The organism is Pseudomonas sp. GW821-FHT09E12 (assembly GCF_059416085.1).
In genome coordinates this window covers 156,347-182,404 of record NZ_JBWKOM010000001.1, presented here as the reverse complement: position 1 = coordinate 182,404, position 26,058 = coordinate 156,347, and the positions used below count along the sequence as shown (strand labels likewise).

Genomic DNA, 26,058 nt, shown 5'->3' with positions numbered 1-26,058 from the left:
GGTCGCTGCGATCTTCCGGGCGCCAGAGGTCCTTCGGACCTATCGCAGCCTTCGGCAGCGGCTACAGGGGTTCAGGGGATTCAGGGATTGCGCCGGCAGCCGAGGATCAGCGCCAGCGACAGCAGGGTCAGGCCGGCCCCGCCGATCAGCAGGGGCTGGAAGCCACCGGTGCTTTCGATCAACCGCCCGGCCAGCGCGGGGCCGATGGCCAGGCCGCCGCCGATCACCAGGTTGGAGGCGTTCATCAGCTTGCCGGAGCGGTCGAGGTCGGCCAGGCAGGCGAGGATCAGCGGCAGGATGAAGGTCCAGGTGAACTTGAAGACCAGGGCGGCGAGGGCGAAGCGCGCCAGGGGCGGCGTGCCCAGCAGCAACAGCACCGAGCCGGCCATCAGGCTGTAGCCGAACAGCAGCAACAGCAGGCGCGGCAGGCGATTGCCGATCAGCGAGGCGCAGCCGGCGCCGACGATGCCCATGACCGTGGCGACGGCCAGCAGCTCGCCGCTGGCTTGCGCGGAGATGCCGGCCTTGGCGCTGATCGAACCGATAAAGGTCCAGACCCCGCTGAGGCTGATATAGAAGCCAAGGATGCCGAGAATGCCGCACAGGGCCTTCCACTTCGGTGCGGCGGCTGCCTGCCCCGCGGTTTTTTCCGGGGGCGGCGCGCCCTGGGGAAAGTAGCGCGCCAGGGGCAGGCACAGGCTCATCAGCAGCGCCAGCAGCAGGTAGCAGGCCGCCAGGCCGTAATGCTCGAACAACCGCGGCAGAATGCTCAGGCCGATTGCCCCGACCACCAGTTGGCCCATGACCCACAGGCCGTAGGTCCGGCTGGGGTTGGCGGTGGAGGCGGCGCTGGACAGGCAGATGATCATCAGCGAACCGCCGGCCAGGGCACTGCAGAAACGCAGGGCCAGCAGCGCGCCATAACCCTGGGCCCAGATCGACAGCAGGTTGGCGACTATGAACAGCGCCCCGGCCAGCAGCGCCGCGCGGCGCCAGTCGACGCGCTTGAGCCACCAGAAGGCGGGCAGGGTGGCCAGGCTCATGGCCCCCAGTTCAGTGGAGAACAGGTCGCCGATCTGCGACGGGCTCAGTTGCCATTGGCTGGCCAGTTGCGCGGCCACCGCCGGGGCGGTCATGAGGATGGTCGGGGTGATGGCGGCGAACAGCACGATGGCCGCCAGCAAAGCCAGGGATGAGGCTGTGTGCGGCTGCTCGCCGGTGAGCGCCTGGCTCTTGTCGATCATGGGGGTCGTCATGGTGGGTAGCTCCGGAAAAACGCTTCAGAACACGTGGACCAGGCGCAGCAAGGCGTCGGTGCCGTGGTAGCCGTTACGGGTGGCGACGTTTTGCGAGAGGCCGAACATCAGCTGGTTCTGCTGGTCCAGCCAGTGGCCGACCTCGAAGCCGACCTGGGTGTAGCGCTTGTGGGTGTCGTCGATGCGCTGGTCGTTGATCCGCAGCTCGCCACCGTCGGCGTGGATCAGCCGCAGGGCGCCATAGGTACTGCTGGTGAAGTCATAGGAGGCGAAGGCTTGCAGGCGGTACAGCGGGTCCTGCTTCAGGTCGCTGCCGAAGTAATCGTCGTTCTTGGCGTAGAGCTGGGCTTCGAGGTTGGCTTCCAGCACCCACTTCTCGCCGACGCCCTGGGTGTAGTTGTAAACGAAGGTCGCGCCCCAGCGGTTGGCGCCCGGCGAGACATCCGGGTTGTCGCCGTGGTATTCGCCCACCGGCAGGGTGATCAGGGTCAGCAGGCCGCTGTAGGTTCGGCTGGCTGGGTCGTTGATGAAAAACAGGGTGCCGCCGACCTGCGGGTCGCCGAAGCCGCTTTCCCCGGTGTGGCGATTGGCGCCGGGCAGGCGCGCGTCGATATCGGCGAAAGGCACGATGAATTGCGGGGTGCACAGGGTGCCGCAGATGTCGGTGAAAAATACCTGGCGATAGGCCAGGGCGTTGACCTTCAGCTCGGCCTTGCCGGTGCTGTCGGCAGGACCGTGGAAGTCGTCGGCGCGGGTCGCCGGCAGGTACAGCACGCCCAGGCTGGTGCCCGAGGGCGCGCCGAAGAAGTCGCGGGCGTTGAGGTCGGCGGCGCTGACGTTCAGGCTCAGCAGGGCGCCGGTGACGGCCAGGGCGGTGTGGTGCGCAAGCGTTCTGGTCATGGGCGTAACGTCTCTTCTTTGAGTTGTTGTGCGGCGAAGTGCTCGCCGGTACGCGGCAGTGGCTGGAAAAAGGGCAAAAGCGGCCCGTGGCCGTCAAAACGACAGCGCGAAAGTCAGTCAGCGAAGGAGGTAAGCGTCAGTCGGGTGGGGCATGCAGCAGATGGGCGATGCGGGTCTTGTCCCTGACCCCGAGCTTGTTGTAGATGGCGCGGATGTGATGGCGCACGGTGTTCGGCGACAGGCCCAGCTCGCGGGCGATTTCCTTGTAGGTCTTGCCTTCGCCGAAGCCCAGGGCCACGTCGTTTTCCCGTGGGCTCAGCTGGGTCAGCAGCGTGCGGCCGCGGGCGGCGAGCAGGAACAGGTCGCCCACCGGCGAGGCCTCGAACTGCAGGTGCCGGCCTTCATAACCGCCATCGGCCATGGGCACGGGCAGGCAGGGGCCGCTCCAGTCCGGCCACTCGCCGAGCAGCAGGTCGACGAAGCCGCGTTCGGCGCAGTGCAGGGTGCCGCGCTGGTCGCACACCGCCAGCGCCAGGTTGCGCGGGCTGGTGAGGGTTTCGCGCATGGCCACCAGGGTGCGGATCTGGTTGGCCGACACCGCGGCCACCAGGTGCAGCATCAGGTTGTTCAGCAGCAGGCAGTCGTCGGCGTCGAAGCGTTTGGCGCCGGGGGCGCGGTACAGCGCCAGGTGGTCGCTGAGGTGGGTCTGCGGGTCGATGTACACCACGCACAGCAGCTCGCCGATGCCATAGGTCGTGCCCAGCCAGTTCAGGCCGGGGCCGTTGGCCGGGTCGCGCATGTCGACGATCACCGCCCGGCCCGGGTGGGCATGGACCCGGCCGACGGTGACGTCGACATGCTTGATCGACTGCCAGTCCGGCAGGTAGCTGGGGGGCAAGTGATGGAGGTAGGAGCTGTGTTCTTCCGGCAGGCCGTCGATCAGCGCGGCGCGGCCCCACCAGGCGCTGTCGAAGGGCAGCAACTGGCCGATGCGGTTCAGCGCATGGCCATGGAAATGTTCGATGTCCTTGTGCTGCGCCAGGCGCTGCAACTCCAGGGTCAGCGAGCTGAAGGCTTCCAGCAGGCTGGCGTGAGCATGATCATGACGGCTCATCGGGTGTTCCTCTGTGCGACGTTCTTATTGTTTTCGTCACGGAGTCAGTAGGGACCGGAACGTCCAGGGACGTGGGCAGGGCCTGGGCACGAGTATCGTCGGGTTGGCGGGGGATCGCTATCCTACAGATGCAGGATGAAGGGGAGGCCTGGCGGGGATATTGGCTTCTGTAGGAGCGAGGCTTGCCCGCGATAGCCGCGCAGCGGCGATGGACCTGACAACGCGCGTTATCGTTGTAGATTTATCGCGAGCAATCGAGCGTCGACCGGCCGCTCCTACAGAAGATCAGAAGAGCTGTAGATCACGCCGCCTGGACTGCCCGCTGCAAACGATGGAAACCACGGCTGAAATACACCAGCGAGTCGCCGTGTTCGCGCACGCAGATTTCATCCAGCTGCACCAGCATCACCGAATGGGTGCCGACCTCCTGCACCTCGGTGATGCGTCCCTGCAGGCTGGCCAGGGCGCCGTCGAGCACCGGCAGGGCGCCCTGGCCGTCGCGCCAGGGGTGCAGGCTGAAGCGCTGCTCCATCTCCACCCCGGTCATGCCGGCGAAGTGCCGGGCGACCTCTTCGTGTTCGCCGCAGAGCACGTTGACGCAGAGCTGGCCGTTGCGCTTGAACACCGGGTTCAGCGCACTGTTGCGGTTGACGCAGACCATCAGGCTGGGCGGGCTGTCGGTGACCGAGCAGACCGCGGTGGCGGTGATGCCGCAGCGTCCGGCCGGACCGTTGCTGGTGATGACGTTGACCGCCGCGGTCATGTGCGCCATGGCATCGCGAAAAGCCTGTTGCTTGGGATCGAGTTGAGTCATGACAGATTCCTCGGGTGAACCCGCGGGTGCCGGCAATCGGGGGGCGCCCCGCGGGTCATTCAGGTCGGGCGGCGATTACTGGCGGATGCGGTCGAGCATGTTGATGTCGTCCGGATTGGTCAGGTGCGGCACCGTCCAGCCGTCGAGGTCGTAGTCGCCCAGGCATTGGTCCACCAGGTCGGTCATGGCTTTCATCGAGCCGGTGGCCTGGGCATGGCGCAGGCACTGCATGCGGATTTCGTCCTGGCTGCCGGCGTAGTTGATTTCGTACAGCTCGTGGCGGCCGCCGAACTCGGTGCCGATGGCATCCCACAGCAGCTTGAGGATCTTGATCCGCTCCTCGTGGCCCATGCCCGCCGAACCCCGGCAATAGGTGCTCAGGTACTGGTTGAGCATCGGGTCCTTGAGGTCGCGGGAGCCGGACGGCAGGTAGATCAGGCCGCTGGCCACCACCTGTTCGATGATCTTCTTGATGTCGGTGTAGGCCTGGGGCGCCAGGACCCGGTAGGCCTGCAAGGCCTGGGCGCTGGGCAGGAAGGCGCCATTGAGCCATTCGCTGGCGTTGCCGTGCATGGCGTCAGTCAGCGACCAGAACAGGTTGCGCCAGGCCACCACCTCGCCAACCTGCGCCTGCACCCCGCGAAACTCCAGGGAACCGGTGCACTGCAAGGCCTTGACCAGCAGCCCGGTGATGAAGTCGAGCTTGACCGCCAGCCGGGTGCAGCCCTGCATCGGGAACAGCCGGCCGAAACCGCCTTGTGGGAACCACTGCCGGCAGCGTTCGAAGTCGCGGTAGATCAGCACGTTTTCCCAGGGGATGAACACCTTGTCCATGATCAGGATCGCGTCGTTCTCGTCGAAGCGGCTGGACAGTGGGTAGTCGAACGGCGAACCGGTCATGCCGGCCTGCAGTTCATAGGACGGGCGGCAGATCAGCTTCATGCCGCGGGTGTTCATCGGTGCGATGAACATCAGGGCGAAGTCGGTGTTGTCCCCTAACAGCTGCGCCGAACCCTGGCCGACGAAGTTGTAGTGGGTCAGTGCCGAGTTGGTGGCCACCACCTTGGCGCCGCTGACGATGATCCCGCCTTCGACTTCCTCGTCCACCGAGATGAACACGTCCTTGACCTGGTCCACCGGCTTGTCGCGGTCGATCGGCGGGTTGACGATGGCGTGGTTGAGGTACAGGCAGGCTTCCTGGATGCGCTTGTACCAGGTGCGGGCGTTGTCCGCGAACTTGCCATAGAACTCCGGGTTGGCGCCCAGGGCGCTGCCGAAGGCGGCCTTGTAGTCCGGGCTGCGGCCCATCCAGCCGTAGGTCAGGCGCGACCACTCGGCGATGGCGTCGCGCTGCTGGCGCAGGTCGTCGGCGCTTTTCGCCGAGCGGAAGAACTTGTGGGTGTAGCCGCCGTTGCCGGTGTCGGTGGCCCAGCACAGCTTGTCCTTGGTCTCGGGGTCGTGCAGGGCGTCATAGAGGCGCGCCATGGAGGCGGCGGAGTTGCGGAACGCCGGGTGGCGGGTCACATCCTTGACCCGGTCGCCATAAATGTAGATTTCGCGATCATCGCGCAGGCTGGCCAGGTATTCGGTGCCGGTCAGCGGGCGGTTGGTCTCGGCACGGAAGTCTTCGGGTTTCATCATCCACTCCAGTCGTTGTTGTTATGAATTGCCATTGCGAGCTGGGGCCCATGATGGGCAGGACGGGGCGGCGACTGAATGGCTTTTCCGGCGAATGAATTGCACTTTTCATGGGGCTGGTCATGGAGCAGGTCATGGACGCGGAACCGATCCGGCAGGCCGTCCGTTTTATCGTTGAAACACTTTCGCGGCGACGAAAAATATTTTCGCCGGGGCCTGCAAAAAAACTAAAGCCCGGCCGATATCGCTATTAGGCCCACAAACCAACTACAACAGTGGCGCCCACCTGTCAGGCCGCCAGCCGCCGCTGGCGACAGGGTTCAGTGCATGGATGCTCGCAGTCCTCAATATCCCGAGAGTCATCCTATGTCCCTACGTAATATGAATATCGCGCCTCGAGCTTTCCTCGGTTTTGCGTTCATCGCGTTGCTGGTCATCGCGCTGGGTGTGTTTGCCGTCAACCGCATGTCGATCATCCGACAGGCCTCCCTGGAAATGGAAAGCAACCAGCTGCCCAGCGTAGGGTTCCTCGGTAACGTCACCGAAAACGTGCTGCGCCTGCGGATTCTCTCGTTCCGGGTACTGGTCAACCGCGAGCCGGCCGGCCTGCAGGAAGCGCAGACGCGCATTGGCGTGCTGGTGGACAAGCTCAAGCAGGCCCAGGCCAGTTACGCCGCCTTGCCGGCGGGGGAAGAGGAAGTGGCCCTGTACAAGACCTTCGCGGCCACCCTGGAAAAGTACCTGCAAGCGCAGAACGACATGCTGGAGCTGTCGCGACAGAACAAGCTCGAGGAGCTGCGCACCCTGATCAATACGCGGATCAAGGACGGCACCGACCAGATGGGCGAACAGCTGAACAAACTGGTGGCGATCAACAAGGCCGGGGCCACCCAGGCGTCTGACCTGGCCGGTGAGCATTACCACGGCGCCATCACCGGCATCATCGCCGTGGCGGTGGTCGCGGCCCTGCTCACGGTGGTGCTGGCCCTGCTGCTGACCCGCAGCATCGTCACCCCGTTGAACCGCGCGCTGCTGGCCGCGCAGACCATCGCCTCGGGCAACCTGACCAAGGCCATCGAGGTCGACGGCAAGGACGAGCCGGCCCGCCTGTTGGTGGCGCTGAACGAGATGCAGGGCAACCTGCGCAAGACCATCGAGCAAATCTCCGGCTCGGCCACCCAGCTGGCCTCGGCCTCGGAAGAACTCAGCGCGGTCACCGAGGAAGCTTCCCGTGGCTTGCAGCAGCAGAACAACGAAATCGAACAGGCGGCCACTGCGGTCAATGAAATGACCGCCGCCGTGGAAGAGGTGGCGCGCAACGCGGTGTCGACTTCCGAAGCCTCGCACCAGTCGACCCAGGCCGCCCGCGAAGGCCGCGATCGGGTGGTGGAAACCGTCGACGCGATCCAGACCATGACCCAGGACGTGCAGAGCACTTCGGTGATGATCGAAGGCCTGGCCACCCAGGGCCGCGACATCGGCAAGGTGCTCGACGTGATCCGCGCCATCGCCGAGCAGACCAACCTGCTGGCCCTCAACGCAGCCATCGAGGCGGCCCGCGCCGGCGAGGCCGGGCGCGGGTTCGCGGTGGTGGCCGACGAGGTGCGGGCCCTGGCCCATCGCACCGCGCAATCGACCCAGGAAATCGAAAAGATGGTCGCCGGCATCCAGAACGGCACGGGCGAGGCGGTGCAGTCGATGCAGCAAAGCAATCAGCGCACCCAGAACACCCTGGAAATGGCCCGCGCCGCCGGCGTGGCCCTGGAGCAGATCGCCGAATCGATCAACCTGATCAACGAGCGCAACCTGGTGATCGCCAGCGCTTCGGAAGAGCAGGCCCAGGTGTCCCGCGAGGTCGATCGCAACCTGGTGAACATCCGCGACCTGGCCACCCAGTCGGCCGCCGGGGCCAACCAGACCAGCGCCGCCAGCCATGAGCTGTCGCGCCTGGCGGTGGATTTGAATGCGATGGTGGCGCGCTTTGTGATTTGAGTTAGGGTTGTTGGAATGCGTGCCCAAGGAGAGCGAGATGCGCTATTCAGCCTTGACCCAACGGATCGCCGGCGAAGGTGCCGCGGCCTGGCAGATTCACTACCGCGCCCTGGAACTGCGCGAGCAGGGCGTCGATGTGCTGCTGCTGACCATCGGCGACCCGGATTTCGACACCCCGCGGCCGATCGTCCAGGCCGCCATCGATAGCCTGCTGGCGGGCGACACCCACTATTCGGAGGTGCGCGGCAATCGTTCGCTGCGCACCCGCATCGCCCACCGCCATGCCACCCGCAGCGGCCAGGCGGTGGGCGCCGAGCATGTGGTGGTGTTGCCGGGGGCGCAATGCGCGGTGTTCTCCGTGGCCCAGTGCCTGCTCGACCCCGGCGACGAGGTGCTGGTGGCCGAGCCGATGTACGTCACCTACGAAGGGGTGTTCGGTGCCTGCGGGGCCAAGGTGCTGCCGATTCCGGTGCGCCCGGAGAACGGTTTTCGTGTCGAGCCCTCCGTGGTCGCCGCGCGTATCACGCCGAAGACCCGCGCGCTGATGCTCAACAGCCCGAACAATCCCTCCGGCGCCAGCCTGTCCCGGGAAACCTGGCAGGCCCTGGCGCGACTGTGCGTCGAGCATGACCTGTGGCTGATTTCCGACGAGGTCTACAGCGACCTGCTGTTCGACGGCGAACACATCAGCCCCGGCAGCCTGCCGGGCATGGCCGAACGCACGGCGACCATCAACAGCCTGTCCAAGTCCCATGCCATGACCGGCTGGCGGGTCGGCTGGGTGGTGGCGCCCCAGGCCCTGGCCGGGCACCTGAGCCATCTGGCGCTGTGCATGTTGTACGGGTTGCCGGACTTCGTGCAGAACGCCGCGGTGGTGGCGCTGGACGCCGACCTGCCGGAACTGGAACAGATGCGTGAGGAATATCGCCAGCGCCGCGACCTGGTGTGTGCGCAACTGAGCCAATGCCCGGGGTTGAAGCCGGTCAAGCCCGATGGCGGCATGTTCGTCATGGTTGATGTGCGGGAAACCGGCCTGGGCGCCCAGCAATTCGCCGAGCTGCTGCTGGAAGGGCACGGCGTCTCGGTGCTCGCCGGCGAGGCCTTCGGCCCCAGCGCGGCGGGGCATATCCGTATCGGCCTGGTGGTGGATCAACAGCGTCTGGCGGACGCCTGCCAGCGGATCGTGCGTTGCACCCAGGACCTGCTCGAAGGCCGAACCTCAAAACGCCGCTGAGCCTGTAGCCGCTGCCGCAGGCTGCGATCGACCGGAAGAACGGTCGTGGCGATCGTCGAAACGCCGCTGCCCCTGTAGCCGCTGCCGTAGGCTGCGATCGACCGGAACGGTCGTGGCGATCTTCAGGACGCCGAGGTCCTGCGGACCTATCGCAGCCTGCGGCAGCGGCTACAGGGTGGATCGGACGGTCGGGCAGCTACAGCGTCACACCGCGGCCTTGCGGCGCTCCCAGGCCTGGGGGTTGACCAGGTTGGCCGGGCGCTGGCCGGCCAGGGCCGCCAGCAGGTTGTCGACCGCGCAGCGGGCCATGGCCTCGCGGGTCTCGAAGGTCGCCGAGCCGATGTGCGGGGTGGCCACCACATTGTTCAACTGCAACAGCGGCGAGTCGTGGCCCAGGGGTTCGCGCTCGAACACATCCAGCCCGGCCGCGCGAATCCGCCGTTGCTGCAAGGCTTCGATCAGCGCCTGTTCGTCCACCACCTTGCCCCGGGAAATATTGATGAAGATGCTTTCCGGACGCATCAGGGCGAACTCTTCGCGGCCGATCAGGCCCAGGGTCTGGTCCGTCAGCGGCAGGGTCAGGCAGATGAAGTCGGCCTGTTGCAGCAGTTCCGGCAGGCTGCAGTAGCGGGCGCCGAAACGCTGTTCCACCGCCGGTTTCGGGCTGTTGCTGTGGTAGATCACCGGCATGCCGAAGCCGAAATGACCACGCTGGGCCAGGGCTTCGCCGATCCGCCCCATGCCAATGATGCCCAGGGTCTTGCCGTGCACGTCGCTGCCGAAATGCAGCGGGCCGATATTGCGGTTCCACTGGCCGGCGCGCACCAGGTTGGCCAGCTCCACCACGCGCCGGGCGCTGGCCAGGATCAGGGCGAAACCAGTGTCGGCGGTGGTTTCGGTGAGCACATCCGGGGTGTTGCTGAGCAGGATGTCGCGGCGGGTCAGGTAGTCGATGTCGTAGTTGTCGACGCCCACCGACACGCTGGCCACCGCTTCCAGGCGTGGCGCCAGGTCCAGCAGCTCGGCGTCCAGGCGCAGGCTGGCGCCGAGCAGGCCCTGGGCGGCGGGCAGGGCGCTACGCAGTTTGGCCAGGCCCTGGGCGCCGAGGTCCTCGATCAGGGTCACCTGGGCTTGCTCGTGCAGGCGGGCCATCAGCGGCGGCGAGAGTTTCTTGTACAGCACGACCTGTTTTTTCATGGGGTTCACCTTGTTCGATTCAGGAATGCGCCAGGCGGCGACGTACCGGCAGCGCGGCGCGGCTGCGGTCGCTGGCGCCCGGGTTGAGAAAGAGGGTCAGCAGCACCGACAGCAGCAGCGCGCCGCTCATCAGCAGGTAGGAGGCGCCGGGCGAGCCGGTGGCGCTGTTCAGGTAACCCACCAGGTAGGAGCCGCCGAACGAGCCCAGGGCGCCCATGCTGTTGATCAGCGCCATGGCGCCGCCGGCGACGTTGGCCGGGAGGATCTCCGGGACGATGGCGAAGAACGGCCCGTAAGGCGCGTACATGCAGGCGCCGGCGATCACCAGCAGGCTGTAGGACCACCAGAAGTGCTCGGCGCCCAGCAGGTAGGAGCCGTAGAAGGCGAAGGAGGCGATCAGCAGCGGCGGCCAGACGAAACGCTTGCGCTTCTGGATCCGGTCCGAGCCCCAGGACACCCCGAGCATGGCGATCACCGCGGCCAGGTAAGGTAGCGCCGACAGCCAGCCGGCCTCGACCATGTCCATCTGCGCGCCGTGCTTGAGGATCGACGGCAGCCACAGCACGAAGCCGTAGACGCCGATGCTCCAGCAGAAGAACTGCAGGGCGAGGATGATCACCTTGGGCGAGCGGAAGGCTTCGGCGTAGTTCTTCACCGCCCTGATGCCCACCTGTTCGGCGGTCAGGGCGCTTTCCAGGTCGTGTTTTTCCTGGTCGCTGAGCCACTTCGCCGCGCTTGGGCGGTCATCGGCCAGGCGCCACCAGATAAAGGCCCAGAGCACCGCCGGCAAGCCTTCGATGATGAACATCCAGCGCCAGCTGAAATGCTCCACCAGGTACCCTGAGACCACCGACATCCAGAGCATGGTCACCGGGTTGCCGAGGATCAGGAAGGTGTTGGCCCGCGAGCGTTCGGCCCGGGTGAACCAATGGCACAGGTAGACCAGCATCGCCGGCATCACCGCGGCTTCGACCACCCCGAGCATGAAGCGGATGGCGATCAGCCAATAGGCGTTGGACACCACGCCGGTGAGGGTGGCCAGGCCGCCCCAGAGGATCAGGCTGACGAAGATCAGCTTCTTGACGCTGTGTTTTTGCGCGTAGATCGCCCCCGGTACCTGGAAGAAAAAGTAACCGAGGAAGAACAAGGCGCCGAGCAGGGACGACAGGCCCGGGGTGATCATCAGGTCGGCGGCCATCCCGGAGGCGGCGGCGAACCCGTAGTTGGCGCGGTCCAGGTACGCCAGGCTGTAGGTGATGAACACGATGGGCATGATGTACCACCAGCGGCGGGTGGCGAGTTTCAGCGTTTGCATAAGGGTGCTCCTGAGCTTGTTGTTTTTGTCGCAACAGGTAACGCGTTGGTTCAATCAGGCGGTGTTGTTTTCACGGTTTTATCGCGAGCAAGCTCGCTCCTACAGAACTTGCGCAGCCCCTGTAGGAGCGAGCTTGCTCGCGATCGGTCGCGCAGCGACCGTCGGTAATTCATCGCGGCTCGGCAGGCCTTCCATGTCGCCGCGGCTCTGCACCGCGCGGCTGCCGATCCAGTTGGCGCGCTGCACGGCCTCGGCGACGCTGTGGTTTTCCAGCAGGGCGCTGATCAGGCCGACGGCGAAACCGTCGCCGGCACCCACGGTGTCGACCACCTGGGTCACCGGTACGGCCTCGATGAAACCTTCGTGCAGCTGGGTGCGGTAATAGGCGCCATGGGCACCGAGCTTGATCGCCACGACTTCGACGCCCTGGTCCAGGTAAAACGCCGCGATATCGGCCGGGTCTTCATAGCCGGTCAGCAGGCGGCCTTCGCTCAAGCCCGGCAGCACCCAATGGGCGAGCACGGCCAGGCGGTTGATTTCGTCGATCATCAGTTGTTCGCTGCCCCACAGGCCGGGCCGCAGGTTCGGGTCGAAGGACACGCTGCGGCCGGCCGCGCGCATCTTGCTCATCAGGCTGTGGGACAGGTCACGGGCCGAGGTCGAGAGCGCCGGGGGAATGCCGGTGGCGTGCAGGTGCCGGGCGCGCAGCAGCTGGGGGGCGATGTCGGCGACGCTCAGGTGGCTGGCCGCCGAACCGCGGCGGAAGTACTCCACCCGCGGATCGTCGCCGTGCTCCTCCAGGGACTTGAGCTGGAAACCGGTGGGGTGTTGCCGATCGGTGGCGACGTAGCGGCAGTCCACGCCTTCGGCCTGCAGGCTGTCGACGACAAAGCGCCCCAGGGAGTCGGCGCCGACCCGGCTCAGCCAGCCGACCTTGAAACCCAGGCGCGACAGGCCGATGGCCACGTTGCTGTCGGCGCCGGCGATGCGTTTGTGGAAGTGGCCGACCCGGGCCAGGTCGCCGCTCTGTTCGGCGACGAACATCGCCATGGTTTCACCGAACGACAGGATATCGAGCTCAGACATGGGCGTTCTCCAGGCGGGACTGGCCGAGGCGGGCGAGGGTGGCGACGTGTTCGCGGGTCAGCTGCACCAGGTCTTCGCCTTGCAGCGGGTATTCCACGGCCCGGGTCACACCTTGAGTCATGTGCCGCAGCAATTGTTCCCACAGGTGCAGGTCGGCCATGCCCGGCGGTATCGCCACCAGCTTGCCGTCGGCGCGCCGGGCCACGGCCTTGCAGTGCACGTAGCCGACATGCCGGCCGAGCAGGCGCGCGGCGACGGAGGCGGACTGGTCCTGCCACTGCCAGTTGCCGATGTCGAAGGTCATCTGCACCGGCAGGCGGTGGCGCTCGACCTCGGCGAAGAAGCGCTGGAAGGGTTCGATGCGCCCGCCGTGCAGGGTCTGGTCGTTTTCCACCAGCAGCTGCACCGGGGATTGCGCCAGCAGCAGGGCCAGCTGGGGCAGGTCGTTGTGCTCGGTGAAATACCCCAGGGACACCTTGAGGCTTTTTGCGCCGAAGGCTTCGGCCCGTTGCAGCGCCTGTTCCAGCAGCGGGTTGGCCCGGGAGCGCCCGGCCACCCAGAGTTCCAGCGGCGAAGAAAACACGCTTTCCAGTTGCCGCTCGCGGGTGGCCTGGGCCAACTGGGACGGGTCTTCGACGGTCAGCAGCTCTTCGCGCCATTCGATGCGCGACGCGCCGGCGGCGGCCAGCACCTCGATGAAACTGCCCTGGCCCTGCTCACGGACGCGGTCGGCGCCGTAGCTGGACAGGCTGATGGAGACAGGCGATTTATTCATGGTCATGGCCTCTGAAACCGGTTTCATTTCTTCTCAAAAAAAAGCCCCACAAAAGAAGCTCATTTCCCTATCTTCATGCCTGCGCCGTTCCCTGTAGCCGCTGCCGCAGGCTGCGATTGGCGGCGTAGCCGTCGTAACCCGGCCGAAGCGTTTTCCAGGCCGATCGCGGACGCAGGTTTTGCGGCAACTGCGTTGCCGATCGCAGCCTCGCAGGCTCGGCAGCGGCTACACCGGCACCACGACTCCCGAGTCGCCTCGTTGACGGGTGGAGCCACGGACGATCAGCTCGGCCGGGAAGTCCAGCACCCGCAGCGGCTCGACATCGCCGCGCAAACGCTTGAGCAGGCACTCGAAGGCGCTGGCGCCGATGCGTTCGGTGGGTTGGGCGAGGGCGGTGATGCCGCTGCCCACCAGCGGATACCAGTCGAGGTCGTCGAGGGCGATCAGGCCGATCTCGTCGAACAGTGGGCAGCCCAGCTCGCGCAAGGCCCGGGTCGCGGCCAGGGCGGCGACGCCGTTGGCGCAGAACAGCGCTTTCGGACCGGGGCCGGGGGCGGCGAGGAACTGTTGCAGCTGCTGGTTCAGCGCGGCGCCGGTTTCCACCGCCGCGCCTTGCAAGGCCGGGCGTTGCTCGATCTGCGCCTTGAAACTGTTGCTGCGCTCGATCCGCGAGCTGGTGCCGTCATGGGGTTCGCTGACCAGCAGCAGGTCGCGGTAGCCGCGCTCTTGCAGGTGTTCGATGGCACTACGCACGGCTTGCGGGTTGTCCAGGCCAACCAGGTCGCTGTGCAGTTGCTCGACCTTGCGGTCCACCAGGACCATGGGCATTTCCCGATGCAGTTCGCGCAGTTCGTCCAGATGATGGCCCAGGGTGTTCACGATCAGGCCTTCGATGTTGTACGAGCGCAGGTTGGCCAGGTGCTGGCGCTCCTGCTCGTCGTCGCGGTCGGTGTTGCACACCACCAGGCTGTAGCCGTGCTGGCGGCAGGCGGTTTCCACGCCATGCATCACGGCAATCGAATAGGGGTTGCGGATATCGGCCACCAGCATGCCGATCAGACGTGTGCGCCCGCGTTTCAGGCCACGGGCCATCTGGTTCGGGCGGTAGCCCAGCTCGGCTATTGCCTGTTCGATGCGCAGGGCGATGGCATCGGAGAGCAGGGCGCGGTCTTCGCCGATAAAGCGCGACACGCTGGCCTTGGAGACCCCGGCGCGTTCGGCGACATCGAGCATGGTGACGCGGCTGCGCTGGGCGGCGGAAAAACTGTTCACGGGCGGCGACCTGTCTTTGGCGTTCTTGTTATGGGGTGTATCCGCTCCAGGTGCGACGTTCTGCCGCATCGCTGAAACCGGTTTCAGGAAACAGCAAAGCGCTTTCGCCGTCAAGCGCGATCAGTGCCAGCGGCATGAAAAAAATGTCATGCAGTCGATCGCGGGCGGTCTTCTTCGGTAGAGGGAGGTGTCTGGCACCTGCGTTGCAGGTGATCGCGGGCAAGCCTCGCTCCTACGGGGGAAGTCATGCGCGTGACGGGCTCTTCGTAGGAGCGAGGCTTGCCCGCGAAAAGGGCCGCGCGGTTTCGCTGAAGAAAGACTATCCGAGGCAGCCCCGCAGGTAGTCGAGCAAGGCGCCATACAGCGCATCCACCTCCGGCGCCAGGCCCCGGGCGCGCAGGCAGCCGTGCACCAGGCCGAGGCCCGGGTACAACTGGCTGTGGCCGCCGGCGGCCAGCAGCCGCTGGTGATACAGCTCGCCGTCGTCGCGCAGCGGGTCGAACTGCGCCAGGGCGATAAAGGCGGCGGGCAGGCCGCGCAAGTCCGTGGCCAGCAAGGGCCGGGCATAAGGCGAATGCCGCTCCGGGCCGGGCAGGTACAGGGCCTGGTAGGCGTCCAGGTCGTTGCTGCCGAGCAGCGGCGCGTCGGCGCACTGGCTGCGCGAGGGCAGGTCGGCGGCGCCACCGAGGCCGGGGTACAGCAGCACCTGGGCGGCGGGCAGCTGTTCGCCGGCATCGCGCAGGGCCAGGCACAAGGCCGCGGCGAGGTTGCCGCCGGCGCTGTCGCCGATCACCAACTGCCGCCGGGCATCCAGGGCAAAGGGGCTGGCGCCGGCCTGCAAGGCGCGCCAGGCCGCCAGGCAATCGTCGAAGGCGGCGGGGAACGGATGTTCGGGCGCCAGGCGGTAATCCACGGCAATCACCAGCACCTGCAACTGCGCCGCCAGGTAGGCAGTGATGAAGTCGTGGGAATCCAGGTCGCCGACCACCCAGCCGCCACCGTGCAGGTACAACAGGCAAGGCCAGCCGTCCGCGGGCATCGGGCTGGCGGGGTAATAGGCGCGCGCCGGCACCCCGGCCAGTTGCAATTCGCTGACCCGCAGGCCCTCGGGACGGGGCGGGGTGAAGGCGCGGCACATGCGGCTGTAGCTGTCGCGCAGGCCCTTGAAGCTGTTATCGGGGCTGGTGAAGCTCAGGGTGCGCTCGACGAAGGCGGCGAGTTGGGGGGAGAGCGGGTAGTGGCGCATGGCTGGAGGTGTCCGTTGTCTGGAAGAGGGCCATCGCGAGCTGGCTCGCGATGAGACCGGCAGGACGCCACTATTTCAGGCTGGCCTGCACCGCCGCCACGCCGTCCTTGCCCTCGAAGCTGCTGACCCCGGCCAGCCAGCGTTGCAGGTCTTCGGGGTGCTCGCGCAGCCATTGCCGCGCCACGTCCTGGGGCGTCTTGCGTTCCATGATCGGCACCATCAGCTGGCTTTCCTGGGCTGCGGTAAAGGTCAGGTTCTGCAGCAGGCGCTGGACGTTGGGGCAGCGCTCGGCGTAGTCCGGCGCGGTGACGGTGGACACCTTGGCCGCGCCTTCGTTGGGGCCGTAGACGTCTTCGCTGCCGGTCAGGTAGGCGATTCGCATGTTGATGTTCATCGGGTGCGGGGTCCAGCCGACGAAGACCACGAACTCCTTGCGGTTGATCGCCCGTTGCACCGCCGCAAGCATGCCGGCCTCGCCGGACTCCACCAGCTTGAAGCCCTTGAGGCCGAAGCGGTCGCTGTCGATCATCGTCTTGAGGGTGGTGTTGGCGCCGCTGCCGGGCTCGATGCCATAAATCTTGCCGCCCAGTGGCTCCTTGAAGCGGGCGATGTCGGCGAAGGTCTTCAGACCCGCGGCGGCGACATAGTCCGGCACGGCGAGGGTGGCCTGGGCGTCGGCCAGGCTCGGCTGGTCCAGGACCTTGACCTGCCCGGCCTCGAGGAACGGCGCGATGTTCTTGTCCATCGCCGGTTGCCAGTAGCCGAGGAAGATATCCAGGCGCTTGTCGCGGATGCCGGCGAAGATGATCTGCTGCACGGCGCTGGTCTGTTTGCTGTCGTAACCGAGGCCGGTCAGCAGCACGTCGGCCATGCCGCTGGTGGCGATGACGTCGGTCCAGTTGACCACGCCCATGCGCACGGTCTTGCAGGAGGCGGGCTCGCTGGCCCAGGCATTGGCGCTGAGCAGCAGGGCGCCACAGAGCAGCGGGAGACAAGGCTTGAACAGGGTTTTCATCGGAGGGTCTCGTTCGGCAGGTCGTTATTGTCAGAGGCGGCGTCTTTAGTGCGCCGTGCCCACCACTTTAGGTAACCCTGGCCGTTATGAACGCGCCCTGAGGCGACTGGCTTTTGCACTGGGGCGACGGCGGCCAACCCCTTCAGGCCCACAGGCTCGCCCAGGCCGAGACCAGCAGCAACAGCGCCATGCCCTGGTTGAAACGCTGTAGGGCCAGCGGCGAACGCAGCAGCCGGGCGGAGCCGGCACCAAGCAGCGCCCAGGCGCCGAGGCAGGGCAGGGACACCAGGAAAAACACCAGCGACAGGTACAACACCTGGTCCTGGCGTTCGCTGCCGTTGCCGGCGAACACACTGATCACGGCCAGGGCCATCATCCAGGTTTTCGGGTTGACCAGTTGCAGGCTGGCGGCGCCGAGCAGGCCCAGGCGCCGGTGGTGGGTGTCCGCTTGTGGGTCGAGGGACGCGGCCGGGGCACGGAAGATCTGCCAGGCCAGGTAGCTCAACCAGATCACCCCGGCCCAGCGCATGGCGCTCGGCAGGCCGGGCACTTCCATCAGCGTGCGGCCGAGGCCGCTGCCCACCAGCATGACGATGCCGGCGGCGGCCACGCAGGCGCCGACAACGATCGGCAGCGCGGCCTTGAACCCGTAGCGGGCGCTGTTGCTCAGCACCAGGATATTGGTCGGCCCCGGGGTGATCGAGGCCACGAAGGCGAACAGCAGGAAGGGCAGCAGGCTGGGCAGGGAAGGTAAGAAGGAGAACATCGTGGGCAGGCTCCAGTGAAGATCGAGGGAGGCGATCTTCGCCGGTGCGGGTTCAGGCGTCTGGAAGGTTTGAGCAGCGCTTGCGGTAGGCCGCCGGGGTCAGGCCATAGGCGCGGACAAACCAGCGGCCCATATGGCTCTGGTCGGCGAACCCCAGGGCCATGGCCACCTCGGCCGGCTGTTCGCCGCGGGCCAGCAGGCGTCGGGCCTTGGCCAGGCGCAACTGCACCAGGTAGGCGTGGGGCGGCAGGCCATAGGCGGCCTTGAAGGCGCGGGTCAGGCGGAAGCGATCGACGCCACAGACCGCGCCCAGCTCGTCCAGGCTGATGTCCTGCTGGGCGTGGGCATGCAGGTAGTCGCGGGCCTGGTGCGCCACCAGGGGCAGGCGCGGGTCTGCGTGGTAGCGCTTGCGCCAGTGCAGGTGGCCGGTGAGCTGGTCGAGCAACTGGTCCATGGCGCTCTGGCGGACGATGCGCAGCTCGCCGTGGTGCAGGCTGTGGAAGGCATTGCTGGTGGCCAGGGCCAGGCGCTGGTCGCTGGCCAGGGTGGTGGCGAAACTCAGTTGGCTGTCGGCCGGCGCCTCTTCGAACAGCGCGCTCAGTTCACGCTCCAGCCAGTGCGGGTCGAGGTACAGCATGCGGTAGGTGAAGCCGCTTTCGGTAGGGGCATCGCCGTCATGGATTTCCCCGGGCTCGAGCAGGAACACCTTGCCCGGGGTGCTGTGAAAACGCTCGCGCCGGCAGTGGAATTGCTGCACGCCTTCTTCGGTCACGCCCACCAGGTAGCTGTCATGCCAGTGAGGGTCGTAGGCATGGCCGGTGAAATGGGCGCGCAGGGTTTCGATGCCGGTGTCGGCGTCCTGGGCCAGATCGATCCAGTTGTGCGCGTTCATGAAGTGTCCGTGGCAAGGGCGAGCGTGACAGTTAGCGCCCGCCGGCCAGGGCGGGTCTAGAAGATTTGTGCGGCTTCAACCGAACAGCCCGGCGGCGATGTTGATGGAAAACCCGAGGATCGCGGTGTTGAACAGAAAGCCGATCAGCGACTGGGCCAGGACGATCTTGCGCAGCTCGCGGGTGGCGACGCCGACGTCGGAAGTCTGCACCGCCACGCCGATGGTGAAGGAGAAGTACAGGAAGTCCCAGTAATTGGGGGTGGTCAGGCCTTCGGGAAAACGCAGCGCCGGGTCCTTGCCGTTCCAGGTGTAGTAGAGGCGGGCGTAGTGCACGCTGAAGATCACCCCGATCAGCAGCCAGGAACCGATCACCGTGAGGCCGGTAAAGGCGTAGTGCAGCAGGCGCCGGCCGGTTTCCAGGTCCTTGCTGCCGGACAGCGAGAGGGTGATGGCGGCGAGGCTGGCGATGGCCGCGATGCAGACCATGAGCAGCACCAGCCCGGCGTTTTCGTCCTCGACCTCGGCAATGCGTTTCACGTCGTCGGCCTTGGAGCGCGCGGTGAGCCAGCACATCAGCGCCAGGTAGCTCCAGACCCCGGCGTTCCAGCCGATGAGAATCTTGCTGATCAGGGTGTCGGCCGGCACCAGGACGCCCGCGGCCAGGCCGATAAGGGCACCGATGGTCAGGCGAGGGTGGGTACGTACAAGAAGGGACATGGCGGCTCGCAGTGGCGGATTTGCCGCAAACCTTAGCATGCCGTCGCCGCAGGGGCGGGGCCGCTGCGGTTACATGGCTCTTGTGTAGGAGCGAAGCTTGCTCGCGATGAGTCTTCAACGATGGCTTGATAAGCCTTCAACGGTCACTCGATAAGCCTTCAACGATGACTTGATAAGCCTTCAGCGATCACTTGACGAGTCTTCAACAATCACGCGGTACGCTGAAGACCCGTCGCCGCATGACTATTCGGCCGCTCCTGGCGCCGTGACGCTCACCGCTTGTTTGCCGTTGCGCCTGACCAGCCTCATCACCACCACGAAGAACACCGGCACGAATACCACCGCCAGGGTCGCGGTGATCATGCCGCCGATCACCCCGGTGCCGATGGCCTGCTGGCTGGCCGAACTGGCGCCGCTGGCAATGGCCAGGGGCACCACGCCGAGGATGAACGCCAGCGAGGTCATGACGATCGGTCGCAGGCGCAGGCGCGCGGCCTGCACCGTGGCGTCCACCAGGTCGTGGCCTTCGTCGTACAGGCTCTTGGCGAACTCGATGATCAAGATCGCGTTTTTCGCCGACAGGCCGATGATGGTGATCAGCCCGACCTTGAAGAACACGTCGTTGGGCATGCCGCGCAGGGTCACCGCGAGCACCGCGCCGAGCACACCCAGGGGCACTACCAGCAGCACCGAGGTCGGAATCGACCAGCTCTCGTACAGCGCCGCCAGGCACAGGAACACGATCAGCAGCGACAGCCCGAGCAACAGCGGCGCCTGGCTGCCGGACAGGCGTTCCTGCAACGACAGGCCGGTCCATTCCTGGCCCAGGCCGGTGGGCAGCTGGCTGACCAGGCGCTCGATTTCCGCCATGGCCTCGCCGGTGCTGTGGCCCGCGCTCGGCTCGCCGGAAATACTGATGGCCGGGTAGCCGTTGTAGCGGGTCAACTGGGTCGGGCCCTGGGTCCAGCGCGCCTGGGCAAAGGCCGACAGCGGCACCATCTTGCCGAGGTTGTTGCGCACGTTGATCTTCAGCAGGTCTTCCACCTGGCTGCGTCGATCGCCCTCGGCCTGGACCACCACCCGCTGCATCCGCCCCTGGTTGGGGAAGTCGTTGATGTAGCTGGAACCGACCGCGGTGGACAGCACATTGCCGATGTCGGCAAAGGACACGCCCAGGGCATTGGCCTGCTTGCGGTCGACCTCCAGGTGCACCTGCGGCGCCTCGGCCAGGGCACTTTCGCGCACGTTGACGAGGATCGGGCTCTTTTCCGCGGCGGCCAGCAAGTCGGTGCGGGCCTGCATCAGCGCGGCATGGCCGAGGCCGCCGCGGTCCTGCAGGCGGAACTCGAAGCCGCTGGAGGTGCCCAGGCCGTCCACCGGTGGCGGCAGCACGGCGTAGGACACCGCGTCCTTGATTTCACTGAAGGCAGCGTTGGCCCGGTCGGCGATGGATTGCGCCGAGTCGTCGCTGCCGCGCTGCGACCAATCCTTGAGGGTGGTGAAGGTCAGTGCGGCGTTCTGACCGCTGCCGGAGAAGCTGAAGCCGAGAATCACCGTGCTGTCGCCGACCCCCGGCTCGCTGGCGTTGTGCGCCTCGATCTGTTCCACCACCTGGATTGTGCGGTTCTTGCTCGCGCCCGGTGGCAACTGGATGTCGGTGATGGTGTAGCCCTGGTCTTCCACCGGCAGGAACGAAGAGGGCAGGCGGCTGAACAGCAGCCCCAGGCCCACCAGCAGCACGCCGTACACCAGCAGGTAGCGGCCGCAGCGTTTCAGCGCATAGGCGACCCAGCGCTGGTAGCCGTCGCTGAGGTTTTCGAAGCGCCGGTTGAACCAGCCGAAGAAGCCGCCTTTTTCATGGTGCTCGCCCTTGGCGATCGGCTTGAGCAGGGTGGCGCACAGGGCCGGGGTCAGGGTCAGGGCGAGGAAGGCCGAGAACAGGATCGAGGTGGCCATCGACAGCGAGAACTGCTGGTAGATGACGCCCACCGAACCCGGCATGAAGGCCATCGGCAGGAACACCGCCACCAGCACCAGGGTGATGCCGACGATGGCGCCGGTGATCTGTTGCATCGCCTTGCGCGTCGCCTCCCTGGGCGACAGGCCCTCGCTGGCCATGATCCGTTCGACGTTCTCCACCACCACAATGGCGTCGTCCACCAGGATGCCGATGGCCAGGACCATGCCGAACATGGTCAGCACGTTGATCGAGAAACCCAGCGCCAGCATGGTGGCGAAGGTGCCCATCAGTGCCACGGGCACCACCAGGGTCGGGATCAGCGTATAGCGGATGTTCTGCAGGAACAGGAACATCACCGCGAACACCAGCAACATGGCTTCGCCCAGGGTGTAGACCACCTTGGTGATCGAGACCTTGACGAAGGGCGAGGTGTCGTAGGGGATCTTGTATTCCACGCCGGCCGGGAAGTAGCGCGACAGCTCGTCCATCTTCGCCCGGATCAGGGTCGCGGTGCTCAGGGCGTTGGCCCCCGGCGACAGCTGCACGCCGACGGCAGTGGAAGGCTTGCCGTTGAGGCGCGTGGAGAACTGGTATTCCTGGCTGCCGACTTCCACCCGGGCGACGTCGCCGATGCGCACGGTGGAGCCGTCCGGATTGGCCCGCAGGACAATGTCGGCGAACTCTTGCGGCGTCGACAGCTGCCCCTTGACCAATACCGTGGCGGTGATTTCCTGGTTCGAGTGGCTCGGCAGGTCGCCGATGCTGCCGGCCGAGACCTGGGCGTTCTGCGCGACGATCGCCGCATTGACGTCGGCCGGGGTCAGGTTGAAGCCGATCAGCTTCTGCGGGTCGATCCACACCCGCATGGCGCGCTCGGCGCCGTACAGCTGGGCCTTGCCGACCCCGTCCAGGCGGCGGATCTCGTTCATCACGTTGCGCGCCAGGTAGTCGCTGAGCGCGGTGTCGTCGAGCTTGCCGTCGCTGGAGGTGAGGGTGATCAGCAGCAGGAAACCGGCCGAGACCTTTTCCACCTGCAGGCCCTGTTGGGTCACCGCTTGCGGCAGGCGCGGCTCGACCACCTTGAGGCGGTTCTGCACGTCGACCTGGGCCATTTCCGGGTTGGTGCCCGGCTGGAAGGTGGCGGTGATGGTGGCGCTGCCCAGGCTGCTCTGGGACGAGAAGTACAGCAGGTGGTCGGCGCCGTTGAGCTCTTCCTCGATCAGGCTGACCACGCTTTCGTCCACGGTCTGCGCCGAGGCGCCCGGGTACACGGCGTAGATCTCGATGCTCGGCGGGGCGACGTTGGGGTACTGCGCCACCGGCAACTGCGGGATGGAAAGGGCGCCGGCCAGCAGGATAAACAGGGCGACCACCCAGGCGAACACCGGACGGTCGATAAAGAATTGCGGCATGAGGGTTCCTACCTACTGTCCAGTGGTCTGGGCAAGGGGAAGAGGGCTGTCGTCGATCTGCACCTTTTCGCCCGGACGGGCGTGCTGCAGGCCCTCGACGACGATACGGTCGCCGGCCTTGAGGCCGTCGCTGACGATCCAGCGGTCCTGTTGCACGGCGCCCAGTTGCACCGGACGCTGCACCACCCGCTGCTCGGCATCCACCAGCAGCACCTGGGCGATGCCGGCGCTGTCGCGCTGGATGGCCCGCTGCGGCACGCTGATGCCCTGGCGGTTCACCGCCTGCTCCAGGCGTACGCGAATGAAGCTGCCGGGCAGCAGGTCGAGGTCCGGGTTGGGGAACTCGCTGCGCAGGATGATCTGGCCGGTGCTCGGGTCGACGCTGAGGTCGGCGAACAGCAGCTTGCCCGGCAGCGGGTAGAGGCTGCCGTCGTCCTGGATCAGCGTGGCCTTGGCCTGGTCCTGGCCGACCTGCTGCAACTGGCCGGCGCGGAAGGCCCGGCGCAGGTCGTTGAGCTCGCGGGTCGACTGGGTGAGGTCGGCGTGGATCGGGTCCAGTTGCTGGATCAGCGCCAGCGGCGTGGTCTCGTTCTGGCCCACCAGTGCGCCTTCGGTGACCAGGGCGCGGCCGACGCGCCCGGAAATCGGCGCGGTGACGGTGGCATAGCCCAGGTTCAGCCGGGCGCGCTGCACGGCGGCCTGGTTGGCGGCTACGTCGGCGGCGGTCTGGCGCGCATTGGCCCGGGCGTTGTCGTATTCCTGGGCGCTGATGGCCTGGTCTGCGATCAACTGGGCATAGCGCTGCTCCTGCAAGCGGGCCTGGAAGGCGTTGGCCTCGGCCTTGCGCAGGCTGGCCAGAGCGCTGTCGAGGTCGGCCTTGAACGGCGCCGGATCGATGCGAAACAGCACGTCGCCCTGCTTGACGTCGGTGCCTTCGCGGAAGGTCCGTTGCAGCACCACCCCGGCCACCCGTGCGCGCACCTCGGCAATACGCGGCGCGGCGATGCGCCCGCTCAGTTCGCTGCTGATCGACAGCGGGCGAGTCTCGACGGTTTCGATCCGGACCTTGGCCAACGGCGCCTGTTCTTCGGCGGTGGAGGCCTGGTCGCAAGCGCTCAGCGCGGCTGCCAGCAACAACAGGCAGAACGGCGCAAACAGGTTTTTCGACATGCTGATACCCCAATGATGACTGCGGCATGCTAAGGGCATGCCGCCAGGACCGCTGTGAAGCTGTGTAGGTGCTGTGTGAAAAAGTGTGAAACGAATGCTCGGGCGGGCGCGAGGTTGTATATCCTTTGTGCCTCGCTGATCGGGCGACGGCTTCCCAGGGAACACTCTAAGGAACGTTGTCGCTGTGTTTTTCTTCACTCAAAGACTTCAATCCCCATGCCCAACATCCTTCTGGTCGAAGACGACCCCGCGCTCTCCGAACTGATCGCCAGTTACCTGGAGCGCAACGGCTATCAGGTCAATGTCATCAGCCGCGGCGACCAGGTGCGCGAACGGGCGCGGGTCAACCCGCCGGATCTGGTGATTCTCGACCTGATGCTGCCCGGCCTCGACGGCCTGCAGGTCTGCCGCCTGCTGCGGGCCGATTCGGCGTCGCTGCCGATCCTGATGCTGACCGCCCGTGATGATAGCCATGATCAGGTGCTGGGTCTGGAAATGGGCGCCGACGATTATGTGACAAAGCCTTGCGAGCCACGGGTGCTGCTGGCGCGAGTGCGCACCCTGTTGCGCCGCAGCAGCCTCGGCGAGCCGCAGACCGCCAGCGACCGGATCCTCATGGGCAACCTGTGCATCGACCTGTCGGAGCGCACCGTGAGCTGGCGCGACCAACTGGTGGAGCTGTCCAGCGGCGAATACAACCTGCTGGTGGTGCTGGCCCGGCATGCCGGCGAGGTGCTGAGCCGCGACCAGATCCTGCAACGCCTTCGGGGCATCGAGTTCAACGGCACCGACCGCTCGGTGGACGTGGCAATTTCCAAGCTGCGGCGCAAGTTCGACGACCATGCCGGCGAGGCGCGCAAGATCAAGACCGTGTGGGGCAAGGGTTACCTGTTCAGCCGTTCCGAATGGGAATGCTGAGTCGATGCTGAGAATCCTGATTCGCCTGTACCTGGTGACCATCGTCTCGTTCAGCGCGGCGATCTACCTGGTGCCGGAGCTGGTGGTGAAGGTCTTCCACGAGCGTTTCGTCACTTACAACCTGGATTATTCCCGGGGCCTGCAGACCCTGATCGTCAAGCAGTTTCGCGGCGTGCCCTCAGAGCAGTGGCCGGCCCTGGCCGCGGAAATGGACCAGGAATTCCAGCCGCTGCACATCGTCCTGACCCGCAACGACGATGCCGATTTCACCCTGTACGAGCGCGAACGCCTGCAACGCGGCGAGAACGTGGTGCGGGTCGGCGACTGGGGCTGGCGCACCCTCGCGGTGGCGCCGCTGGACGAGCAGATGGCGGTGCAGATGGTGGTGCCGCCGGACCCGATCGACGTCAGCCTGCTGTACTGGAGCATCAACGTGCTGATCGGCGCGACCATGCTCGCCTGCCTGTTGCTCTGGCTGCGGCCGCACTGGCGCGACCTGGAGCGGCTGAAACACGCCGCCGAGCGTTTCGGCAAGGGTCATTTGAGTGAGCGCACGCAGATCCCCTCGAGCTCCAATATCGGCAGCCTGGCCAATGTCTTCGACACCATGGCCGGCGACATCGAGAACCTGCTGAACCAGCAACGCGACCTGCTCAACGCGGTGTCCCACGAGCTGCGCACGCCCTTGACCCGGCTCGACTTCGGCCTGGCGCTGGCGCTCTCCGACGACCTGCCGGCCACCAGCCGCGAGCGCCTGCAAGGGCTGGTGGCGCATATTCGCGAGCTGGACGAACTGGTGCTCGAGCTGCTGTCCTACAGCCGTCTGCAGATCCCGGCGCAGTTGCCGGAGCAGGTCGAGGTGTCGCTGGACGAGTTCATCGATAGCATCCTCGGCAGCGTCGACGACGAACTGGAATCCCCGGACATCGTCATCGATGTGCTGCTGCACGGCAGCCTGGAGCGCTTCAGCCTCGACCCGCGGCTGACCGCCCGGGCGATCCAGAACCTGCTGCGCAACGCCACGCGCTATTGCGAAAAGCGTATCCAGGTGGGGGTGCACGTCAGCGAGCGCGGCTGTGAAATCTGGGTCGACGACGATGGCATTGGCATTCCCGACGACGAGCGCGAGCGGGTGTTCGAACCCTTTTACCGCCTGGACCGCAGCCGCGATCGCGCCACCGGCGGCTTCGGCCTCGGCCTGGCCATCAGCCGCCGGGCCCTGGAAGCCCAGGGCGGAACCCTGACCGTCGAAGCTTCACCGCTGGGCGGCGCGCGTTTCCGCCTGTGGCTGCCGATGCCGGCCTGAGCCTTGCCGGGCACCCCCGGCGACGGGGAATGCCCGGCAAACTGGCGTTTAGGGAAGGTGTTG

The 26,058-nt window shown here is 66.3% G+C and carries 22 protein-coding genes and 1 pseudogene; 5 read left to right on the top strand and 18 right to left on the bottom strand.

Features of this window, described 5'->3' with window-relative positions; genetic code table 11:
• Positions 1-80: 80 nt before the first annotated feature.
• The 5 genes from AC07PQ_RS00735 to hpaB all read right to left on the bottom strand — a co-directional run bounded on the left by AC07PQ_RS00735 (position 81) and on the right by hpaB (position 5,722).
• Positions 81-1,244: an MFS transporter gene (locus AC07PQ_RS00735; RefSeq protein ID WP_493184871.1), complete on the bottom strand. Its 1,164-nt coding sequence runs from the start codon at positions 1,242-1,244 to the stop codon at positions 81-83.
• A 36-nt stretch (positions 1,245-1,280) separates the two neighbouring features.
• Positions 1,281-2,156 carry a transporter gene (locus AC07PQ_RS00730; RefSeq protein ID WP_493184766.1) on the bottom strand — a complete coding sequence of 292 codons (876 nt, stop codon included), beginning with the start codon at positions 2,154-2,156 and terminating at the stop codon, positions 1,281-1,283.
• 136 nt (positions 2,157-2,292) lie between these two features.
• Entirely contained in the window at positions 2,293-3,270 is a 978-nt protein-coding gene (locus AC07PQ_RS00725) for a helix-turn-helix transcriptional regulator (RefSeq protein WP_493184767.1), read from the bottom strand.
• Positions 3,271-3,571: 301 nt separating this feature from the next.
• Positions 3,572-4,084 (bottom strand): 4-hydroxyphenylacetate 3-monooxygenase, reductase component, encoded by a 513-nt coding sequence (gene hpaC, locus AC07PQ_RS00720; RefSeq protein WP_007930913.1) that lies wholly within the window; start codon positions 4,082-4,084, stop codon positions 3,572-3,574.
• Between the two features lie 75 nt (positions 4,085-4,159).
• Positions 4,160-5,722 (bottom strand): 4-hydroxyphenylacetate 3-monooxygenase, oxygenase component, encoded by a 1,563-nt coding sequence (gene hpaB, locus AC07PQ_RS00715; RefSeq protein WP_493184768.1) that lies wholly within the window; start codon positions 5,720-5,722, stop codon positions 4,160-4,162.
• A 327-nt stretch (positions 5,723-6,049) separates the two neighbouring features.
• On the opposite strand from hpaB, the pseudogene AC07PQ_RS00710 reads away from it, so the two are divergent.
• From AC07PQ_RS00710 to AC07PQ_RS00700, 3 genes and pseudogenes are all read left to right on the top strand, one after another.
• Positions 6,050-6,856: pseudogene (locus tag AC07PQ_RS00710) on the top strand (MCP four helix bundle domain-containing protein); the annotation flags it as partial.
• Positions 6,851-7,714, top strand: coding sequence for a methyl-accepting chemotaxis protein (locus AC07PQ_RS00705; RefSeq protein ID WP_493184872.1), 864 nt, complete (start codon positions 6,851-6,853; stop codon positions 7,712-7,714). The pseudogene AC07PQ_RS00710 and the gene AC07PQ_RS00705, both read left to right, overlap by 6 nt.
• A gap of 37 nt (positions 7,715-7,751) precedes the next feature.
• On the top strand, positions 7,752-8,948 hold the full coding sequence (locus tag AC07PQ_RS00700; RefSeq protein ID WP_493184769.1) for a pyridoxal phosphate-dependent aminotransferase: 1,197 nt from the start codon (positions 7,752-7,754) through the stop codon (positions 8,946-8,948).
• Positions 8,949-9,152: 204 nt separating this feature from the next.
• Here AC07PQ_RS00700 and AC07PQ_RS00695 read toward each other — a convergent pair whose 3' ends face one another.
• The 13 genes from AC07PQ_RS00695 to AC07PQ_RS00635 form a co-directional block, all read right to left on the bottom strand.
• A complete protein-coding gene (locus tag AC07PQ_RS00695; protein WP_007927457.1) occupies positions 9,153-10,145 on the bottom strand; it encodes a 2-hydroxyacid dehydrogenase in 993 nt (330 codons plus the stop codon).
• Between the two features lie 19 nt (positions 10,146-10,164).
• Positions 10,165-11,460 carry an MFS transporter gene (locus AC07PQ_RS00690; RefSeq protein WP_493184770.1) on the bottom strand — a complete coding sequence of 432 codons (1,296 nt, stop codon included), beginning with the start codon at positions 11,458-11,460 and terminating at the stop codon, positions 10,165-10,167.
• A gap of 99 nt (positions 11,461-11,559) precedes the next feature.
• Entirely contained in the window at positions 11,560-12,546 is a 987-nt protein-coding gene (locus AC07PQ_RS00685; RefSeq protein WP_493184771.1) for a sugar kinase, read from the bottom strand.
• Positions 12,539-13,321, bottom strand: a complete 783-nt coding sequence (locus AC07PQ_RS00680; protein ID WP_493184772.1) for a sugar phosphate isomerase/epimerase family protein — start codon at positions 13,319-13,321, stop codon at positions 12,539-12,541. Before AC07PQ_RS00680 ends, AC07PQ_RS00685 begins: the two co-directional genes overlap by 8 nt.
• 225 nt (positions 13,322-13,546) lie before the next feature.
• Positions 13,547-14,593 carry a LacI family DNA-binding transcriptional regulator gene (locus tag AC07PQ_RS00675; protein ID WP_493184773.1) on the bottom strand — a complete coding sequence of 349 codons (1,047 nt, stop codon included), beginning with the start codon at positions 14,591-14,593 and terminating at the stop codon, positions 13,547-13,549.
• Between the two features lie 28 nt (positions 14,594-14,621).
• Positions 14,622-14,816 (bottom strand): hypothetical protein, encoded by a 195-nt coding sequence (locus AC07PQ_RS00670; protein ID WP_157173163.1) that lies wholly within the window; start codon positions 14,814-14,816, stop codon positions 14,622-14,624.
• 96 nt (positions 14,817-14,912) lie between these two features.
• Positions 14,913-15,839, bottom strand: a complete 927-nt coding sequence (locus AC07PQ_RS00665) for an alpha/beta hydrolase (RefSeq protein ID WP_493184774.1) — start codon at positions 15,837-15,839, stop codon at positions 14,913-14,915.
• 70 nt (positions 15,840-15,909) lie between these two features.
• A complete protein-coding gene (locus AC07PQ_RS00660; protein WP_493184775.1) occupies positions 15,910-16,854 on the bottom strand; it encodes a choline ABC transporter substrate-binding protein in 945 nt (314 codons plus the stop codon).
• Between the two features lie 142 nt (positions 16,855-16,996).
• Positions 16,997-17,620, bottom strand: a complete 624-nt coding sequence (locus tag AC07PQ_RS00655) for a LysE family translocator (RefSeq protein ID WP_493184776.1) — start codon at positions 17,618-17,620, stop codon at positions 16,997-16,999.
• 52 nt (positions 17,621-17,672) lie between these two features.
• Positions 17,673-18,512: an AraC family ligand binding domain-containing protein gene (locus tag AC07PQ_RS00650; protein WP_493184777.1), complete on the bottom strand. Its 840-nt coding sequence runs from the start codon at positions 18,510-18,512 to the stop codon at positions 17,673-17,675.
• Positions 18,513-18,587: 75 nt separating this feature from the next.
• Positions 18,588-19,229 carry a DUF1345 domain-containing protein gene (locus AC07PQ_RS00645; RefSeq protein ID WP_007923170.1) on the bottom strand — a complete coding sequence of 214 codons (642 nt, stop codon included), beginning with the start codon at positions 19,227-19,229 and terminating at the stop codon, positions 18,588-18,590.
• Between the two features lie 243 nt (positions 19,230-19,472).
• Positions 19,473-22,601: a multidrug efflux RND transporter permease subunit gene (locus tag AC07PQ_RS00640; RefSeq protein WP_493184778.1), complete on the bottom strand. Its 3,129-nt coding sequence runs from the start codon at positions 22,599-22,601 to the stop codon at positions 19,473-19,475.
• 12 nt (positions 22,602-22,613) lie between these two features.
• Positions 22,614-23,771, bottom strand: coding sequence for an efflux RND transporter periplasmic adaptor subunit (locus tag AC07PQ_RS00635; RefSeq protein ID WP_037034818.1), 1,158 nt, complete (start codon positions 23,769-23,771; stop codon positions 22,614-22,616).
• 216 nt (positions 23,772-23,987) lie between these two features.
• On the opposite strand from AC07PQ_RS00635, the gene AC07PQ_RS00630 reads away from it, so the two are divergent.
• The gene (locus AC07PQ_RS00630) at positions 23,988-24,689 is read left to right on the top strand and encodes a response regulator (protein ID WP_007926528.1); all 702 of its coding nucleotides are present in this window, start codon (positions 23,988-23,990) and stop codon (positions 24,687-24,689) included.
• A 4-nt stretch (positions 24,690-24,693) separates the two neighbouring features.
• Positions 24,694-25,995 carry an ATP-binding protein gene (locus AC07PQ_RS00625; RefSeq protein ID WP_007926529.1) on the top strand — a complete coding sequence of 434 codons (1,302 nt, stop codon included), beginning with the start codon at positions 24,694-24,696 and terminating at the stop codon, positions 25,993-25,995.
• Positions 25,996-26,058 lie beyond the last annotated feature (63 nt).

Coding starts and splice junctions, on each gene's coding strand:
- AC07PQ_RS00730 (WP_493184766.1), bottom strand. CDS start 2,156: ATGACCAGAACGCTTGCGCACCACACCGCCCTGGCCGTCACCGGCGCC.
- AC07PQ_RS00625 (WP_007926529.1), top strand. CDS start 24,694: ATGCTGAGAATCCTGATTCGCCTGTACCTGGTGACCATCGTCTCGTTC.
- hpaC (WP_007930913.1), bottom strand. CDS start 4,084: ATGACTCAACTCGATCCCAAGCAACAGGCTTTTCGCGATGCCATGGCG.
- AC07PQ_RS00660 (WP_493184775.1), bottom strand. CDS start 16,854: ATGAAAACCCTGTTCAAGCCTTGTCTCCCGCTGCTCTGTGGCGCCCTG.
- hpaB (WP_493184768.1), bottom strand. CDS start 5,722: ATGAAACCCGAAGACTTCCGTGCCGAGACCAACCGCCCGCTGACCGGC.
- AC07PQ_RS00695 (WP_007927457.1), bottom strand. CDS start 10,145: ATGAAAAAACAGGTCGTGCTGTACAAGAAACTCTCGCCGCCGCTGATG.
- AC07PQ_RS00645 (WP_007923170.1), bottom strand. CDS start 19,229: ATGTCCCTTCTTGTACGTACCCACCCTCGCCTGACCATCGGTGCCCTT.
- AC07PQ_RS00700 (WP_493184769.1), top strand. CDS start 7,752: ATGCGCTATTCAGCCTTGACCCAACGGATCGCCGGCGAAGGTGCCGCG.
- AC07PQ_RS00735 (WP_493184871.1), bottom strand. CDS start 1,244: ATGATCGACAAGAGCCAGGCGCTCACCGGCGAGCAGCCGCACACAGCC.
- AC07PQ_RS00650 (WP_493184777.1), bottom strand. CDS start 18,512: ATGAACGCGCACAACTGGATCGATCTGGCCCAGGACGCCGACACCGGC.
- AC07PQ_RS00630 (WP_007926528.1), top strand. CDS start 23,988: ATGCCCAACATCCTTCTGGTCGAAGACGACCCCGCGCTCTCCGAACTG.
- AC07PQ_RS00725 (WP_493184767.1), bottom strand. CDS start 3,270: ATGAGCCGTCATGATCATGCTCACGCCAGCCTGCTGGAAGCCTTCAGC.
- AC07PQ_RS00655 (WP_493184776.1), bottom strand. CDS start 17,620: ATGTTCTCCTTCTTACCTTCCCTGCCCAGCCTGCTGCCCTTCCTGCTG.
- AC07PQ_RS00690 (WP_493184770.1), bottom strand. CDS start 11,460: ATGCAAACGCTGAAACTCGCCACCCGCCGCTGGTGGTACATCATGCCC.
- AC07PQ_RS00640 (WP_493184778.1), bottom strand. CDS start 22,601: ATGCCGCAATTCTTTATCGACCGTCCGGTGTTCGCCTGGGTGGTCGCC.
- AC07PQ_RS00705 (WP_493184872.1), top strand. CDS start 6,851: ATGCAGGGCAACCTGCGCAAGACCATCGAGCAAATCTCCGGCTCGGCC.
- AC07PQ_RS00635 (WP_037034818.1), bottom strand. CDS start 23,771: ATGTCGAAAAACCTGTTTGCGCCGTTCTGCCTGTTGTTGCTGGCAGCC.
- AC07PQ_RS00685 (WP_493184771.1), bottom strand. CDS start 12,546: ATGTCTGAGCTCGATATCCTGTCGTTCGGTGAAACCATGGCGATGTTC.
- AC07PQ_RS00680 (WP_493184772.1), bottom strand. CDS start 13,321: ATGAATAAATCGCCTGTCTCCATCAGCCTGTCCAGCTACGGCGCCGAC.
- AC07PQ_RS00665 (WP_493184774.1), bottom strand. CDS start 15,839: ATGCGCCACTACCCGCTCTCCCCCCAACTCGCCGCCTTCGTCGAGCGC.